Genomic DNA, 16,751 nt, shown 5'->3' with positions numbered 1-16,751 from the left:
CCGGATAAGACGCGTCTTTTGGATGAAGCTCTTGAATGGCACGATCATCTGACGTCCTCGCAAATCCATGGCGGCGCAGCACCGCGCGCGGGTCATCTTCCTTTTCGCCCAGGCTTGCGTGGCTGACGGCCAGCCTGGTTAGTCGGCGCTCACAACGAGGCTGACGATCTTTTCGGCCTGGAGGCGCGTCATCAGCTGCGCCGCGTCCTGCTTCGACAGGGCCTTGTCGCCGAACTGGATGCGGAACATGCCGGCCTTCGGACCCGAAACGATGGATGCGTTGTAATTGTTAAGCAACTGCGTGATGTCGTCAGCCTTCGCATCGGGCGCGAAACGGATCAGGCCGAAGGTGCCTGCCGTCGACTGGGCCGGAAATGCGGCGGTCTGGAAGTTGCCGCCCGTGCGATCCTTCACCAGCACGGTTCCGATCACACCGGCTTGCAGCAGAACCAGAACCGCACCGGCAACGCCTGCATAGGCCAACGTGCGCGGCGACAGGCTGGAGAAGAACCCGACAACCCGCATTACAGGGTTGAATGACACGCTTGTGCGCGCAGGCTCGGCATCGATAGCGGCGAACAGCTTCTGCATGGCTCGCGACGACGGCGCGCCGAGACTCTCGTTCAGCAAAATCGTTTCGGCATATTCGTCCTGGATCGCCGCATACTGGCGCGCCAGATCGGGATCGCTGGCGAGCGCCTCATCGACACGGCGAGCGTCGCGCAGGCTGAGCGTGCCAGCCGCATGGAACGGCAACAGGGCCTCAAGCTCCGTAGGCTCCCGATCGGCGGTTTGCTTCGTGGCAGTCATGGCCAACCTCGCTCTATGCCAGCTGCCTTAAGCAGCTCGGCTAATTTCTTCCGCGCGTAGAACAGGCGCGTCTTCACCGTATTCTCCGGGATACCCACGATCTCGGCCACCTCCTCCACGGACTTCTCGTGGTAGTAGACGAGATCGACGATCTCCCGATGTTCTGGCGAAAGTGCGGTCAGGCAATTCCGCAACGCATTACTCGTGTCCTTCTTGGCGACGGTGACTTCCGGATTGTCGGACGTATCCTCGATCGCAGAAGCCGTCTCGTCGTCCAGTTCCGCGTCCTTCCTCTTGCGGAGGGCGGACAGGGCCTTGAACCGGGTGATCGCCAACAGCCACGTAGAGACAGCAGATCGGCCTTCAAACTTGCCGGCCTGACGCCATACATCGAGGAAAACCTCGCTGATGAGATCCTCCGCGATGGACTCGTTCCTCACGAGCCGCAGCGAGAAGCGAAACACCCGTACATGGTGCCTTCCGTAAAGCACCTGCATGGCGAGCCGGTCACCTTGGGCGATGCGACCGATCAGAACCTCGTCCGATGTCGCGTGGGTTGCACTCAATGGCCGTCTCGCAAGGTTGGTCGCATGCGACTGGAAAGGGGTTCGATCAAATCGGTGAAAATCTTCGCGATTTGCCGAAATTGCCGGTTTGGCGGAGCGCCAAAATGCCCCTGAATCATGAACAAGGGCAAGTGATGAGACTGATAGATACTAACGAAGGTATTTAATTACCTATACAGGAGATGGCGATATTTCGCGGTGCATCAGCGGGCTTACCTGTGCCGCAGGTCCCTCCAATGATACCAAACCTAAAGGCTTTCCCGCCTACAGTCGCGCATTGCTTCCCTCAACGGCGAATTCATGCGCGGCGCAGCTTCATCGGCCCCCGGATCACTGACAGGCGCTTTCCGCCGGGCGCGTTCTGCCGTCGAGACCGATTTGTCACCGGAGATCCTCGCACGCCGGGCGAGACAGCGGCGGCAGATGCTCGACATGGTCGGCGTCAGCTACATGATCGACGCCGCGATTCTGCTGATCTACGCCTACGCAGGCGCTACCAGCTTCATGGTCGCTCCGGCCTATGGAGCCTGCGGCCTGCTGTCCGTGGCGGCCTACATTGCGATCTCGGAAGCCAAGGTCAACGACCGGTTCAGGGACCACTACTTCATCTCGCAGCAAACCAGCATCAGCCTCGGGATCATGCTGCTGTTCATCTACCTGGCGCCCGAAGTCGGCTGCCTTTTCCTTTGCTCCATCTTCCTTGTCTTTACCTTCGCCGCATTGCGATCAACGCCCCGCCAGACGATCATCGGATGGACGGCCGCAGCCGTCGGCCTGACCGTCCTGTTTCTTCTCTCGGATAGACCCATCGGAATGCCGACCAGCACGCCGCTGGAGCGTTTCGCGACCATGTTGGTCTTCATTCTGGTGCTTGGCCGCGGCATGGTTGTCGGGCTGTTCAGCAGTTCGCTGCACGAATCTCTCTACCGGCGCGGCATCGAGCTAAAGGCGGCCTACAAGCGCATCGAGGAACTCGCAGAGCTCGACGAACTGACCGGCTCGCTCAACCGGCGCAGCATCATGCAGACGCTCGACGAGGAGATCGCCCGCTCCCGGCGCAGCAAGACGCCTTGCGCTGTCGCGTTAATCGACCTCGACTGGTTCAAGCGCATCAACGACCGGTTCGGACATCCTGTCGGCGACGAAGCACTGCGGGCTTTTGCAATCACAATGTTCGCCAATATCCGCAGCATCGACAAATTCGGCCGCTACGGCGGCGAGGAATTTCTGCTCATTCTCCCCGAGACGTCCGATGGCGCAGCATTCCGGGCTGTGGACCGGTTGCGCGCCATCGTCGGCGCGCTCGACTGGAGCGCGATTTCGCAAGACATGAATGTCACGATGTCGGCCGGTCTCGCGATGTTGCACCCGGACGATACCGCGGACAGCATTCTCGCCCGCGCCGATCAGCTTCTTTATCAAGCCAAAGACCTAGGGCGAAACCGGGTTGTCTCAGCCTAGCTCCATTTACGCCGGCCAAGAACCTGGCTGGCATTCCTCGCTTCGGTGTTTCCAGGACAGAAAGTCATGAGTTCGAGATCGACAGCACGGCCGGCCAATCTTCTCGATGAACTGCAGAATGCTCTCGCACATGGCAACGTGGCGCGCCGCGTGGAAACGCTGCGCCGGGTCACCGATCTTTTTCTGTACGGCGCGGCGGATTACTCCGACGAACAGGTGGACGTCTTCGATGATGTCTTTCATTGCCTGATCGAAGAGATCGAAATCTCCGCCAAGGCCCTGCTGGCGAAACGCATGGCGCCAGTGCCGAAAGCGCCCCCGCGCCTGATTTACACGCTTGCCTTCGACGACGAGATCGAGGTCGCTGCGCCGGTGCTGTCGCTGTCGGAGCGCCTGAACGACGACATACTGATCAAGAATGCGCGCAGCAAGAGCCAGGGCCATATGCTCGCGATTTCGAAACGAAAGGTTCTGAGCGACGCCGTCACCGACGTTCTGGTTGAATGCGGCAACAACGACGTCGTCGAGAGCACTGTCAACAATCCAGGCGCAGAATTCTCTGACAAGGGCTTCACAGAGCTGGTCTCCCGCGCCGAGGGCAATGACAATCTCGCTACTTGTCTTGGCGCACGGCGAGGAATTCCAAGGCCTCACTATCTCAAGCTCATCGCAAGAGCGTCGGATTCCGTACGAGCGCGCCTCCAGGCTGCAAACCCCCGCGCGGCGGACGACATTTCGGCCGCCGTGAAGGAAGCCGCGTTCAACGCCGGTCACGGAAAGACCGGGCAGAGCGAAACATCTCAGGCAATGCGTCTCGTCAAGTCTCTGTTCGAAGACGGACGGCTCGACGAACGGCAGATTGCCGAATTCGCAGCCACCGGACGCTTCGAGGAAACCTGCGCCGCAATCGCCGTCATCGCGAACGTTCCGGTCGCGACCGTTGAAAACATGATGATCGAGCGGCAATCCGAGGGACTGATGGTTCTCGCCAAGGTCGCTGGGCTGTCGTGGATGTCGCTCAAACTCGTTCTTGAGATGGGCGACGACGCACCCGAAACCGAAAATATCGACGATCATAAGTCGAGCTACGACATGCTGCGTCCTTCAACGGCGCAGCAGGTGCTGCGCTTCTATCGGATGCGTCAGGATAGCGCGCAGACCGAACCGGCCGCGTGAGAACTGCGGCTCCAGCGGCACACCCTAGAATTTCAGGACTCGTGAGCCCACAAGCGCGCCGATTGCCGTGACGAAAGCGATTGCAATCGAATACCAGGTTGCAACGAACATCGGCGAGTCGTCGGTGCAATGCGCGGCATAAAGCGTCGCAGCCATTCCCGCAGACAGAAGCCCGGCAAATGCACCGGCAACCGCGGGCCGCGACGGCGCGCCGCGGCGCAGGGCGTACAACGCAGCTGCCAGCAGCGGCAGCGACAACAGCGGAATTGCGGTCAGGCACACCTTCGAATTGGAGCCAACCAGCCGCGTCGCCATCGGCGCACGATTCGGCATCATCATCATTTCGCCCATCATGCCGATGCCGAGCAATCCGACCGGAACAGCCAGCAGCCACGCCCAACGTCCAAGCGAAGCCTCGGGCCGCGACAGGTGCAGACTGATTGCGATCGCAGCTGCCGCCAGTGCTATCGTGACCATGAACTTCAGATCGAACAGCGGATTGCGCATGGCGGTCATCACGTCGGAGCGCACACCAAGCCCGGTCAGGAACAGCGCAGTCGATACCGGCACCGCAAGCACCAGTGCGGCCAGCAGCAGATGTCCGACAGAGCGTTCGTGTGTGTCGTTGTCTGCGGCGAGGGTGCGGATGAGATCGTTGGTGTCCATGGTCATTCTTTCCGCAGTTTACTTGCGAGACCCGTTAGTCCCCGGTGCAGCGCCACGCGCACAGCGCCCTCGGTCATCGAAAGTTTGGCCGCCGTCTCCTTGATGGAGACGCTGTCGACGGCGATCGATTGCAACACGTCCCGCTGCCGCTTCGGCAAGCCGTTGAGATGGGTCGTGACCTCGCTCGGCGGAACGGTTTCCTCGACCGGCGCACCCGCCAGCGTCTCGGAAAAATCGTCGATATTGACGAAGACCCGGCGGCCCCGGCGGCGCAGGGCGTCGATCAGCTTGTTGCGGGCAATCGCGAAGAGCCACGGCGCGAACGGAGCGTTGGCGTCCCATGTGTGCCGCTTCAAATGCACCGCTAACAAGATGTCCTGCACGATGTCCTCGGATTGGTCGACTGGCTGACCGGCTCTCGCCAGACCGCGGCGCGCCCCTGCTCTCAGGACAGGCGTCACGGCCTTGAGGAGGCGATGATACGCGGCGTTGTCTCCGGCATTGGCCGATCGCATCAGATCGGTCCACTCGTCCTCACGTCCGCGCACGCGCGCTCCTATCAAGGCAATTCGCTCCTGTTCCTAAAGTGTTACGGGGAGAAATTGCAATCACGCAACCGTGAACAGCCCGGTTCCCGGTTCTCGCGGCCGCAGCCGGCCTACCTCGCCTGGGTCTTTTTTAGGGCAAAAGATCACAAGATTCCCTTTTTCTGCCGTCCTGTGGCCATTCCGCACCGGTCTGTTCCCCTTGCTGGAGGCTTTGGCAAAAGGGGAAATTGCCATGCGGATTAGGAGTGCAGGATTAGCGGCGCTGGTCGCTGCCGCCGGAATCTGGATGAGCTTTTCGGGCGAGCCGGCAATGGCCGCCAAATCGTCGGCCAAGACAACGACCAAGACTGAAAAAGCCGCGAAGGTCACCTCGGCCAACCGTCCCGTTGTTCTCTCCAAATTCAAAAAGCAGCGCGTGGCTGCGAAGAAATCCAAATCAGCGCGATACGCCACCAAGTCAACGCGATACGCGAAGAAGGCAGGATCGAAAGTCTCGTCGAAGATTATCGAGGCTCCAGAGACATGGGAGGACAAGCCGGCGCGTAGCGAAGCCAATACCGCCAGCCAGAACAAGACGGAGTTGCCGGCGACGGTCGCCAATGCCCGCGCTCAGGCACTGGCGGAAGATCAGGCACGAAATTTCGCCGCCCTCGACAGCAAAGACGTTCCGGTCGTGGACGGCGTTCAGCTTGCTTCTGCTGACCAGTTGACCGATGCAGATCGCGCTGCGACGGCCGGTACCGAAATGGCGCAGGATTCCGGTGCTCCGGCATCCCCCGCCGTATCTGAGCCCGCGCCGGCGCAAAGCGGCAAGATCATCCGGGCGGTGTCGTCATCGGAAAAGCCGGTGTTCAAGACCGACGACGGGGACCCCTGGAGCAAGACATCGCTGATCGGCAAGATCTTCATCGCCTTCGGGAGCCTGCTGACGCTGGCATCGGCGGCCCGCCTGCTGATTACCTGACGCAAACACCGTCTGCATCAGACGCAAACGCCGGTCCGCAGCCTTGCGAACCGGCGTTTTTGTTGCGCACGTGACGATCAGCCCTGACATCCCCGGTCTTGCAGAGACCAGCCCCGGAAGGCACATTGCCGCCCAACGGCGCGCAGGCGCTGATCCTCAGACATCCTTCAAGGGGCGATACATGTCAGCATTCGAACACATCATCGTTGAGACCAGGGGCGCGGTCGGCATCGTGCAGATCAACCGGCCCAAGATGCTCAATGCTCTCTCCTTTGGTGTCTTCAAGGAAATCGCGGTCGCGATCGATCAGCTCGAGGCCAATAATGCTGTCGGCTGCATTGTCGTCACGGGTAACGAAAAGGCATTCGCCGCCGGCGCCGACATCAAGGAAATGCAGCCGAAGAAATTCATCGACATGTTCAGCGAAGACTTCATGGATATCGGCGGCGATCGCGTCGCGACCTGCAAGAAGCCGACCATCGCCGCCGTCAGCGGCTATGCGCTCGGCGGCGGCTGCGAACTCGCGATGATGTGCGACATCATCATCGCGTCCGACACCGCAAAATTCGGCCAACCAGAGATCACGCTCGGCACCATTCCGGGACTCGGCGGTACCCAGCGCCTCACCCGCGCGGTCGGCAAATCCAAGGCGATGGACCTGTGTCTGACCGGCCGGATGATGGACGCCGCCGAAGCCGAACGCTCAGGCCTCGTCAGCCGTATTTTCCCGGCCGACAAGCTGATGGAAGAAGTTCTCGCGATCGCGGAGAAGATCGCATCGATGTCGCAGCCTGCGGTCGCGATGGCCAAGAGCGCCGTCAACCGCGCACTGGAGACACCGCTCGCCGAAGGCATGAATGTCGAAGGCGATCTGTTCCACGCGACGTTTGCGCTTGAGGATCGTTCAGAAGGCATGGCCGCTTTCATCGAGAAGCGGAAGCCGAACTTCAAGCACCGCTAAGTCTGCCTGCTCCGCGCCAGCGCGGCGATCAGCAAGGCGCGATAGAGCCGGTCGGCAAAGGATGCCGGCCGGTCGAGTTGCATCCTCGCGAGACATGCGACCAGTTCGGCGGAATGGTTGGCACGGCGCCCTTCCCATGCCAGTCCGAGCAAAGCCAGCAGACTGGCGGTCGCCTCCTTCAGAACCTGAAGGGCCGGGATCAGTTTCTGCTCAATCTCCGTGAAGTCGCTGCCGAACGGGAACGCCGGCAGCAATCCGGCATCACGTGACGGCTTCAGGGCTGCGGCGACGCGGTCCGGGAAATTCTCGCGGTGGACGGCCGGAATCTCGTATCCCTTCGGCAGTTTGCCCGCCTCTTTCGCCTGCCGCATCAGTTCGCCTTGAAACCGCGTATCCGTCACATTCAACATCGCCGCGATCACATCGGCATCCGACTGGCCGCGAAGATCGGCAACGCCGTATTCGGTGACGATGACATCGCGCAGATGACGCGGGATCGTGGTGTGCCCGTAGGACCATCGAACATTGGACGCGGCCTTCTTGCCGGAGCCGCGTGTGGATTCCAGCGTCAATATCGAGCGCGCGCCTTCAAGGGCAAATGCCTGCGCCACGAAATTATACTGTCCGCCGACACCGCTCACGACCTGGCCGTTGTCCAGACCGTCGGAGACCACCGCCCCCATCAGCGTCGCCATCATCGCGTTATTGACGAACCTCGCATCGACGCGCGCCCGCCGCTTGGCATCCTCGCCGCCATAAACCTGATTGGTGAACGAGACCGGCACCATCTGGATGCGCTCGATCTGGTCGAGCTTCATCTCGCGCAGGGCGCGGTAAAAGGATTTCGGCCCGAGGAAGAATGCGGCGTGCAGCAGCGCTCCATCGACCTCACGCTTCAGCACGCCGGCATCGATCAGCGCGAGAAACGCCTCAAAAAACATTTCACTGACGCCATAAAGACCCGCCGTGAACGGCTTTGTCTCGCGCGGTGCCTGTCCCGGGGCCAGCCGCGCCATGATTTCGCGATAGGCCGTATTGTCGCTGTGGCGGACGATCAGGCCCTGCGCGAGCGCATCGCCCACCTGCCCGATCCCGATCTGCAAGGTCCCGCCATCGCGCACCAGTCCGGCTGAGTGCAGCCCGATGGCATACTTCGTATCCGAGACCGGCTCAGACGGCGGCGCGAACAGCGGGAAATCCGTTTCCGGGCTGTCCAGCACAGCGTGAAATTCATCGCCGGCCAGATCGCCCTGCCCCGGCATGAATGGCAGTTCGGAGTTCACCTGCCCCACAATCCTGAACGCGATCCGGCCCTCAGTGCGGGCCCGCATCAAATCGAGCGTGGTGTCGGTGTTGCCGCTCAGACTGTATCGGGTCTCGCCGTTGCCAACGCGCTTGGCCACCAGTTGCGCGATGACGTTAACGCCGCGCGTCAACAGATAGGACGAGGCGTGGGTGTAGTTCGCCGAAATATAGTGCTGCTGCGCATAGGCATTGCCAAGCCATTTGCCCGCCAGAAAGAAGAATTCGACGACCTCAATGTTCGGCGGCAGCGTTTTGGCGTGCAGCGCCTTGGCGTATTCCAGATCGGGGTACCCGCCGAACAAGCGGTCTATGACAGGTCCGATAAACCGCCGTTCGAGATCGGCCGATGGCCTCGGCTTTTCAAGTGTCAACGCCGTGAAGATGGTCAGTTGGATCGAGCGGTCGTTGAGCGCACGCCGGAACAGCGCATTGACGATGTGATTGGCCTTGCCGAGTCCCAGCGGCAGACCGACCACGAGCTTCGTCCCAACCTCGCGGATGATATCGTCCGCGATCGCATCGGGGTCGGAGAAGATTCTTGGCATCGGATGTCTGCTGATCCACTGCGCCGGACGGGCTGTCCTGCTCGCACGAGGGGCGCGCGGTTGCTCGCACCCGATTGAAGCCATTCACCTGCAAATTTCGCCGTATGGCATTGATCGGTCAAGATAATACCGCCCGGACCGATAACAAACCGGTGTACATTGTCACAGTCTGCGATTTTCTGTGTCCAGAGGTTTGCCCGAGCCAACATCGGCCTCTAAACAGTGTACGAATGAAGCGTGCCGGATGGTGCAATCCCACCGCTACAATGAATCTCGGATTGTTACGGAAAACGATGGCTCGGCGTGCTTCAGGGTTTGGTGGCGTAGGCTGGCGCCTTGGTGTGTCGGGCGTCGCCATCGGTCTCGCGCTGTCCGCGGGGCTCGGGACACAGGCGCGGGCCGAGACGCTCAACGAAGCGCTGGTCAAAGCCTATCAATCCAATCCGCAACTCAATGCCAGCCGCGCCCAGCAGCGCGCCACCGACGAAGGCGTGCCGCAGGCGCTGGCGGGCTATCGCCCGCAAATCGTCGCGAGCCTCAGCGCCGGATTGCAGCCGGTTCGCAACCTGCTTCTGGACAACACCATCCAGACCGCAACGCTGAAGCCATGGACCATCGGCGTCACCGTCACGCAGAATCTATTTAACGGCTTCAAGACCGCAAACAGTGTCCGTGTCGCGGAGTTCCAGGTGCTGTCCGGCCGCGAGGCCTTGCGCAACACCGGTCAAGGCGTCCTGCTCGATGCCGTCACCGCCTACATGAACGTGATCTCCAACCAGGCCCTGGTCGAAACCCAGCGCGGCAACGTGGCATTCCTGCGCGAAACGCTCGGCATCACCAAGAAGCGCCTCGATGCCGGTGATGTCACGCCGACGGACACCGCCCAGGCGGAAGCGCGGCTGAGCCGTGGCCTCGCCGATCTCAACGCCGCCGAGGTCGCGCTGGAGACCAGCCGCGCCATTTACGCGCAGGTGATCGGAAACATGCCGGGCTCGCTCGCGCCCGCGCAGACGGTCGACAGGTTTGTTCCACAGAGCCGGCAGGACGCGATCGACAGCTCGATTCGCGAAAATCCCGCGGTCATCGCGGCGACCTATGACGTCGATGTTGCTACCACCACCATCAGCGTTGCCGAGAGCAGCCTGCTGCCGCAGGTTAACGTGCAGGGCAATGTCAACCGCAGCGCTGACAGCGACCCCAACCTTGGCACCAAGCGCGCGGATCAGGCGTCCGTGGTCGGCGCCCTCACCTTGCCGATTTATGACGGCGGCACCGCCGCGTCGCAAACCCGCCAGGCCAAGGAAACAGCGGTGCAAAGCCGGCTCGTGCTGGAACAGGTGCGAAATCAGGCGCGGACCGCCGCGATCAGCGCCTGGATCAGCAGCGAAGGCACCAAGGTCGCGCTGGCCGCAGCCGAAGCCGAGGTGAAGTCGGCGAACATCGCCTTGCAGGGCGTGCGGCGCGAGGCGCAGGCCGGTCAGCGCACCACCATCGATGTGCTCAACTCACAGCAGGACCTCACAGCGGCGCGGTCCCGCCAGATTTTGGCGCAACGCGACCGGGTGATTGCCTCCTATACGCTACTGAGTGCAATCGGCCGCCTCGATGTCAGAACGCTCGGCCTCAATACGCCGGACTACCTGCCCGAGGTTCACTATCATCAGGTCCGCGACGCCTGGCACGGCCTGCGCATTCCTTCGGGCCGCTAAAATCTCTTAGCGCACCCGGCGCGAGAACATCAAAATCAGAACCGGCAGCGTGATCAGGATGACCAGCGGAGCCACCGCCATGCCGGTCACGACCACCACCGCAAGCGGCTTCTGCACCTGAGAACCGATCCCCTCCGATATGGCGGCCGGCAGAAGACCTATACCGGCGACAACGCAGGTCATCAGCACCGGCCGCAACTGAAGCTCGCCGGTCCTGATAACGGCCCTGACGCGATTATATCCCTCGTCGATAAGCTGGTTGAACTGCGACAGGATGATGATGCCGTCCATCACCGCAATGCCCATCAACGCGATGAAGCCGATTGCCGCTGACACGCTGAACGGAATGCCGCTGAACAGCAGCCCGAGCACACCACCGAAGATGGCCATCGGGATCACGCTCATGGCCAGCAGGGTGTCGGTCATCGATCCGAAATTGAACCACAGCAGAACAGCGATCAGCGCAAGACTGATTGGAACCACAATAGACAGACGCCGGATCGCGTCCTGAAGATTTCCGAACTCTCCGACCCATTCCATGTGCGAACCGGAAGGAAGCTGGACCTGCTCCGCAACCTTGTCCTGCGCTTCCTTGATGGCGCTGCCGAGATCGCGCTCGCGCACCGAAAACTTGATCGGCAGATAGCGTTCCTGCTGCTCGCGATAGATATATGCCGCGCCGGACACCAGTCTGATCGACGCGACCTCCGACAGGGGAACCTGCTGGATTCCATTCGGTCCCTGCGCGCCGATGCGCAGGTTATGGATCGCTTCGGCGCTCTTGCGGTACTCCGGCGCAAGGCGGACCACAATCGGGAAATGACGGTCGCTGCCGGGTTCGTACAGATCGCCCGCACTGTCACCGCCAATCGCGACACGGATGGTCGCGTTGATATCACCCGGCGAGAGGCCATAGCGGGCGGCCCGCGCGCGGTCGATGTCGATCTGGATGGTGGGCTGTCCCAGCGACGTAAAGACTGACAAGTCAGTGATGCCCTTGACCGTCGAAAGCACCGACTTGATCTTGTTGGCGGTCTTGGTCAATTCCTCAAGATCGCTGCCGTATAGCTTGATCGAGTTCTCTCCCTTCACGCCGGACACCGCCTCGGCAACGTTGTCCTGCAGATACTGCGAGAAGTTGAACTCGACGCCGGGAAATCTCTTCTGGAGTTGCGCCAGAAGCTCGCTGGTCAAATCATCCTTGTCGCGCGAGCCCGGCCATTCGCTGACCGGCTTCAGTGGCGCGAAAAATTCCGCATTGAACAGACCCGCCGCATCGGTGCCGTCGTCGGGCCGACCGTGTTGCGACACGACCGATTCCACCTCCGGCCGCGCGCGGATGAGCTTTCGCATTTCGTTGACGTAGGAGTTGCCCTCCTCGAGTGAAATGGTCGGTGGAAGTGTCGCACGAATCCAGAGATTGCCCTCTTCCAGCTTCGGAAGAAATTCAAGTCCGAGCATCCGCACTGCAACGAATGTGAAGACAACGAGCACTCCTGCAGCCGCTATCATAATCCGCCGGCTGCTGATGGCCCAGTGCAGCATCGGCATGTACACGCGATGCAGCCACCGCATAATCCGCGTTTCGGTTTCCTGGATGTGTGCAGGAAGAATGATCGCGCTCAGCGCCGGTGTAATCGTGAAAGTTGCGAGCAATCCACCGGCCAGCGCGTACGCATAAGTCTTCGCCATCGGCCCGAAGATATGGCCTTCGACGCCGCTCAGCGTGAACAGCGGAATGAACGCTGCGATGATGATCGCGGCCGCAAAAAAGATCGACCGGGAGACGTCAGCCGCCGCGCTGAGAATGGCATGGGTTTTCATGCCCATAATGGTATCGGGCGAAATCGCCTGCTCTTCGGAGGCAGAAAGCTCGGTGGTTTGCGACAATCTCCGGAAAATCGCCTCGACCATAATGACCGTGCCGTCCACGATCAGACCGAAGTCGATGGCGCCCACTGACAGGAGGTTGGCGGATTCACCGCGCAGCACCATGATGATGACTGCGAAAAACAGCGCGAACGGAATCGTGGCGCCCACGATCACCGCGCTGCGCAGATTGCCCAGGAACATCCACTGCAACAGCACGATCAGAATGATGCCGACCACCATGTTGTGGAGCACGGTATGGGTCGTGGTGTCGATCAAATCCTTACGATCGTAGATGCGTTCAATCCGCACCCCCGGCGGCAGGATATTCGAGTTGTTGATCGATTTGACGAGCTTTTCAACGCGCGCGATGGTCGGAGAACTCTGCTCGCCCCGGCGCATCAGCACAATGCCCTGAACGATATCGTCGTCGGCGTTCATGCCGGCGACGCCAAGACGCGGCTTCTCGCCCACCGTAACGGTCGCAATGTCACGCACCAGCACGGGATTGCCACCGCTTTGCGAGATCATGGTGGTGGCCAGGTCGTCGATGGAGCGGATCAGGCCGACGCCGCGAACAACGGCGGATTGCGTGCCGATGTTGACGGTGTTGCCGCCGACGTTGATGTTGGCGTTGCCAACCGCCTGCAGCACCTGCGGCAAGGTCAGGCCAAAGGCCGTCAGCTTGTTGAAATCAACCTGAAGCTCGTAGGTCTTGGTCTTGCCGCCCCAGCTTGTGACATCGATCACGCCGGGCACGCTCCGGAAGCGGCGTTGCAGCACCCAGTCCTGCAGTGTCTTGAGATCCAGAACGCTGTAATTCGGCGGCCCGACAAGCCGGTAACGGAAGATTTCGCCGATGGGACTCAGCGGAGAAATCTGCGGCTGCACATTTCCCGGCAACGGACTGAGCTGCGACAGGCGATTGAGCACCTGCTGCAAGGCTTCGTCGTAAGTGTAATCGAACGAGAACTGCAGTTTGACGTCCGACAGACCGTAGAGCGAGATGGTGCGAAGCGTCCGCAGGTTCTTCAGGCCCGCGACCTGCGTTTCGATCGGAATGGTGATGTAACGTTCAATTTCCTCGGCCGACAGGCCGGGACTTTGCGTTACGATGTCGACCATCGGCGGCGTGGGATCCGGATAGGCCTCGATGTTCAACTGCTGGAAAGCGATGACGCCGCCAACCATCGTCATGATGAACAGCACCACCATGAGGTAGCGGCGGTTGACAGCAAGAGCGACAAGGCGATCCATCGAGACCGGTCTTTCAGCGGGAGCGTATGACGTCGGGGAAAGACACGGAGCGGACTAGCTGCCTGACGCAGCGCGATCAATAAACAGGCTGCCTCGGGTCACGATATTCTCGTTCGGGGCCAGGTTGCTCTTCACTTCGACCAGATCGCCGTTGGTCATGCCGATCTTGATCTGGCGCAGTTCGATGGACTTGTCGTCGCGCACAACCCAGACCCTTACCTGATCGCCTTCGTAGATGAGCGCCTGCCTGGGCACGCCGACGGCCGGACGGTCGCCTGCAGAATAGATGGTCACGTTGGCGAACATCTCCGGCTTCAGGGCTTCGCCGGGATTGTCGATGGTGGCACGGACCATCAGACGGCGGGACGTCGGATCGATGGCCGCCGAGACATAATTGATCCGCGCGTTGAAGGTGCGTCCTGGAAACGCGAGAACGCTGAACATAATTTCCTGGCCAACTTCGATGGCGGGCGCTTCGGTTTCGCGTACGAACGCCGTCAGCCACACCGTCGAGAGATCGCCGACAACGAACACCGGGTCGCTCGCACCGGCATTGACGTATTGTCCGGGGCCGACCTTGCGCTGCACGACGGTGCCGGCGATCGGTGAGAAGATTGTCGTTTCGCGATTGATGCGGCCCTTGTCCTGAAAAGCCGTGATGGCCTCGTCGGTCAGGCCGAGCATGCGCAGCCGACTGCGCGCGGCTTCCAGCGCCGTTTCGCTCGAGCGCATGTCGTTCTGCGCGGATATCAGCGCCGCCTGCGATTGCTGATAGTCCTTCAGCGGCGCGGCCTTGCCCTCATAAAGATCGCGGGCGCGCTTGTCCTGGATTTGCGCCAGTTCGAGTTGCGACTTCGCCTTGTTGAACGCGGTCGCCGCCGTGATGAAATCGTTCTGCGCCTGAACATTGTCCGCTGCCTCGATCACGAACAGCGACTGCCCCTGCGTGACCCTGTCGCCGGGCCGCGACAGCAGCTTGGTAACGCGGCCGGCATAGGGCGAGAACACTGGCGTCGAGCGATCTTCATCGACCGCGATCTTGCCTTCTGTGACATGCTCGGCACGGAACGCGCGTTCAACTACCGGCTGAACGGTCAGGCTGGCCCATTCCGCCGCCGTGGGCGTATAGCGCAGCAGACCCTTTCGAGACTGGCTGGAGACGTCGGAGTGGTTTTTGGGCGAAGCTCCCACAAACGTCAGGCCAAACGCCGCCAGCCCGGCAATCACAGCCACGCCAGCGCCCATAGCCAACCGCTGCCGGGGCATAGCCTGAACCCGGGCAATCAGAGCACTCAGTGTGGTTGTCTTGTCGGTCATTCGAAATCCGTGATCCTGCGGCGAGCCGACGCAGTCTGTCAGGCTAATAGTTCCTCTTTCCTATTTAGGACAATCAAAAACCGACGGCATGGACATTATTTTCGGTTAACGTCAGCCGAATGAAGGCCACATCGGCTCGTGGGACCCGAGGGGCATCGCCGGGCGGCGCCAGAATGCAGGAGTTGCCGACATCACCGCCGCGTGACGAACACCCCGCAGTGCACCAAAACCCGATGCACTTTGCTCGATAAACGGCAGAATTTGGTCCGCCGTGAGGTCTGCCGCCGCCAAACCAGCGTCCAGCCGGCCCAGGTTCCAGAGCCAGCGCCCGGTCTGCGCCAGCGAAACCTTCACATGCCAGCTTCCGCCCTCCCGCGCCTGCCGCAGGCGCGCCATCATCGCACCGAACGCCATCAGGTACCCCGTCGTGTGGTCGAGGATCTGCATCGGCAGTTCCTTCGGCCCATCGGCACCGGCGGCCTTGCCTTCAGCATGGTTAAACCCCGTCGCGGTCTGGACCAGCGAGTCGAACCCGCGGCGGCTGGCCCAGGGGCCGGCGTGGCCATAGGCGCATAGCGACACGTAAACGATGCCCGGACTGATCCGCGCGGCATCTTCCGGGGAAAAGCCGAGCGCCGCGATCGATTGTGGCCGGTAGCCCTGAGAGAAAATATCGGCCGACGCCAGCAGGCCGCGCAGAACGTCCTGTCCCTGGTGCGTCTTGAGGTCGGCAAAAGCCGATAATTTGCCACGTCCGGTATCGATGACCAGCCACGGGATGAATGGCAGGTTCGGCGAGGAAATCAGCATGACATCCGCCCCATGAGCAGCCCATGTGCGGCCCGCAACTGGACCCGCGATGACGCGCGACAGATCGAGCACGCGCAGCCCTGCCAGCGGACGCTTGCCGGCAGGCCATGGACGCGGCGCGGCCTCGCCGATCTTCTCGATCTGAATTAGCGGCAGTTGCGCGATCGCCTGCGTCTGCGGATGCGCGGACCATTCATCGTGGGAGCGCATCATCGAGACGACGCAGCCGCCAGCATAGGCAGCGGTCTCAAACTCCTCACCCTTCCATTGCATCAAGGCGCGCTGCACATCGTCGCGCTCCGGCTTGCAGGCCAGTACCTTGCAGACGTTGTCACGGTGATGCGGAAAATTGGTGTGAAGACGAACGGTGCGTCCATCGCCTGTTTTGTAGACGCCTGCGATAGCGTCCCATGCAGGCGGCGGCGGCTTGTCGTCGACGCGCAGATAACGCTCGCTGCGGCACTCCACAGCTGCATGCATCATGTCGACTGAAATCCCTTGTGCCTCGCCACTGCGCGCTTTCCATATTTCCGCAGCGGCAAGCCCGGCAGCGGCAATCGTCACCTGCGATGCCGCGCCGACGCGGAATGACGACGGCAAGATGGGTTCGTTTCCCGTCAGGGTGGCGGCGTCAAGCGCGGAGGGGTCGCCGCCCCCGAGAGTCCAGAGATCAGACAGGATATCATGGGGAGATTGCATCATCGCCTCCATCAGACCGGCACAGAGCATTGCGCCGAAAGCGCTGCGCATTCAAGAGTCTCACCACGGTCATTGCGAGGAGCGCAAG

Annotated in this window: 13 protein-coding genes; 5 read left to right on the top strand and 8 right to left on the bottom strand. The window is 61.3% G+C overall.

Going from position 1 to position 16,751, the window contains the following annotated elements:
- Positions 1-138 precede the first annotated feature (138 nt).
- Together AC1Q67_RS17290 and AC1Q67_RS17285 are read right to left on the bottom strand one after the other, a co-directional pair.
- Entirely contained in the window at positions 139-810 is a 672-nt protein-coding gene (locus AC1Q67_RS17290; protein WP_492237086.1) for a hypothetical protein, read from the bottom strand.
- The gene (locus tag AC1Q67_RS17285; RefSeq protein ID WP_024573941.1) at positions 807-1,376 is read right to left on the bottom strand and encodes a sigma-70 family RNA polymerase sigma factor; all 570 of its coding nucleotides are present in this window, start codon (positions 1,374-1,376) and stop codon (positions 807-809) included. Before AC1Q67_RS17285 ends, AC1Q67_RS17290 begins: the two co-directional genes overlap by 4 nt.
- Positions 1,377-1,676: 300 nt before the next feature.
- Between AC1Q67_RS17285 and AC1Q67_RS17280 the strand changes: the two genes are divergently transcribed.
- Together AC1Q67_RS17280 and AC1Q67_RS17275 are read left to right on the top strand one after the other, a co-directional pair.
- Positions 1,677-2,837, top strand: coding sequence for a GGDEF domain-containing protein (locus AC1Q67_RS17280; RefSeq protein ID WP_492237087.1), 1,161 nt, complete (start codon positions 1,677-1,679; stop codon positions 2,835-2,837).
- A gap of 66 nt (positions 2,838-2,903) precedes the next feature.
- Positions 2,904-4,013: a DUF2336 domain-containing protein gene (locus AC1Q67_RS17275; protein WP_492237088.1), complete on the top strand. Its 1,110-nt coding sequence runs from the start codon at positions 2,904-2,906 to the stop codon at positions 4,011-4,013.
- Between the two features lie 24 nt (positions 4,014-4,037).
- Here the strand turns inward: AC1Q67_RS17275 and AC1Q67_RS17270 are convergent, their stop codons facing one another.
- Positions 4,038-4,679, bottom strand: coding sequence for an NrsF family protein (locus AC1Q67_RS17270; RefSeq protein ID WP_024573938.1), 642 nt, complete (start codon positions 4,677-4,679; stop codon positions 4,038-4,040).
- Positions 4,680-4,681: 2 nt separating this feature from the next.
- Entirely contained in the window at positions 4,682-5,227 is a 546-nt protein-coding gene (locus AC1Q67_RS17265) for a sigma-70 family RNA polymerase sigma factor (RefSeq protein WP_492237089.1), read from the bottom strand.
- A gap of 232 nt (positions 5,228-5,459) precedes the next feature.
- On the opposite strand from AC1Q67_RS17265, the gene AC1Q67_RS17260 reads away from it, so the two are divergent.
- Together AC1Q67_RS17260 and AC1Q67_RS17255 are read left to right on the top strand one after the other, a co-directional pair.
- Complete coding sequence (locus AC1Q67_RS17260; protein ID WP_492237090.1) at positions 5,460-6,191, top strand: hypothetical protein; 732 nt, start codon at positions 5,460-5,462, stop codon at positions 6,189-6,191.
- Positions 6,192-6,372: 181 nt separating this feature from the next.
- The gene (locus AC1Q67_RS17255) at positions 6,373-7,152 is read left to right on the top strand and encodes an enoyl-CoA hydratase (protein WP_492237091.1); all 780 of its coding nucleotides are present in this window, start codon (positions 6,373-6,375) and stop codon (positions 7,150-7,152) included.
- Here AC1Q67_RS17255 and AC1Q67_RS17250 read toward each other — a convergent pair.
- Complete coding sequence (locus AC1Q67_RS17250) at positions 7,149-9,002, bottom strand: acetyl-CoA hydrolase/transferase C-terminal domain-containing protein (RefSeq protein ID WP_492237092.1); 1,854 nt, start codon at positions 9,000-9,002, stop codon at positions 7,149-7,151. The two genes, AC1Q67_RS17255 and AC1Q67_RS17250, sit on opposite strands and share 4 nt — an antisense overlap.
- Positions 9,003-9,295: 293 nt before the next feature.
- On the opposite strand from AC1Q67_RS17250, the gene AC1Q67_RS17245 reads away from it, so the two are divergent.
- Entirely contained in the window at positions 9,296-10,711 is a 1,416-nt protein-coding gene (locus AC1Q67_RS17245; RefSeq protein ID WP_492237093.1) for a TolC family outer membrane protein, read from the top strand.
- 6 nt (positions 10,712-10,717) lie between these two features.
- Here AC1Q67_RS17245 and AC1Q67_RS17240 read toward each other — a convergent pair whose 3' ends face one another.
- The 3 genes from AC1Q67_RS17240 to AC1Q67_RS17230 all read right to left on the bottom strand — a co-directional run bounded on the left by AC1Q67_RS17240 (position 10,718) and on the right by AC1Q67_RS17230 (position 16,663).
- On the bottom strand, positions 10,718-13,837 hold the full coding sequence (locus AC1Q67_RS17240) for an efflux RND transporter permease subunit (protein WP_492237094.1): 3,120 nt from the start codon (positions 13,835-13,837) through the stop codon (positions 10,718-10,720).
- 54 nt (positions 13,838-13,891) lie between these two features.
- Complete coding sequence (locus AC1Q67_RS17235; protein ID WP_492237095.1) at positions 13,892-15,154, bottom strand: efflux RND transporter periplasmic adaptor subunit; 1,263 nt, start codon at positions 15,152-15,154, stop codon at positions 13,892-13,894.
- Positions 15,155-15,265: 111 nt separating this feature from the next.
- Positions 15,266-16,663 (bottom strand): CoA transferase, encoded by a 1,398-nt coding sequence (locus tag AC1Q67_RS17230; protein ID WP_492237172.1) that lies wholly within the window; start codon positions 16,661-16,663, stop codon positions 15,266-15,268.
- Positions 16,664-16,751 lie beyond the last annotated feature (88 nt).

The sequence above is a fragment of the Afipia sp. GW823-FHT06G09 genome (genome assembly GCF_058794875.1).
This window is presented reverse-complemented; position numbering and strand designations above follow the sequence as displayed.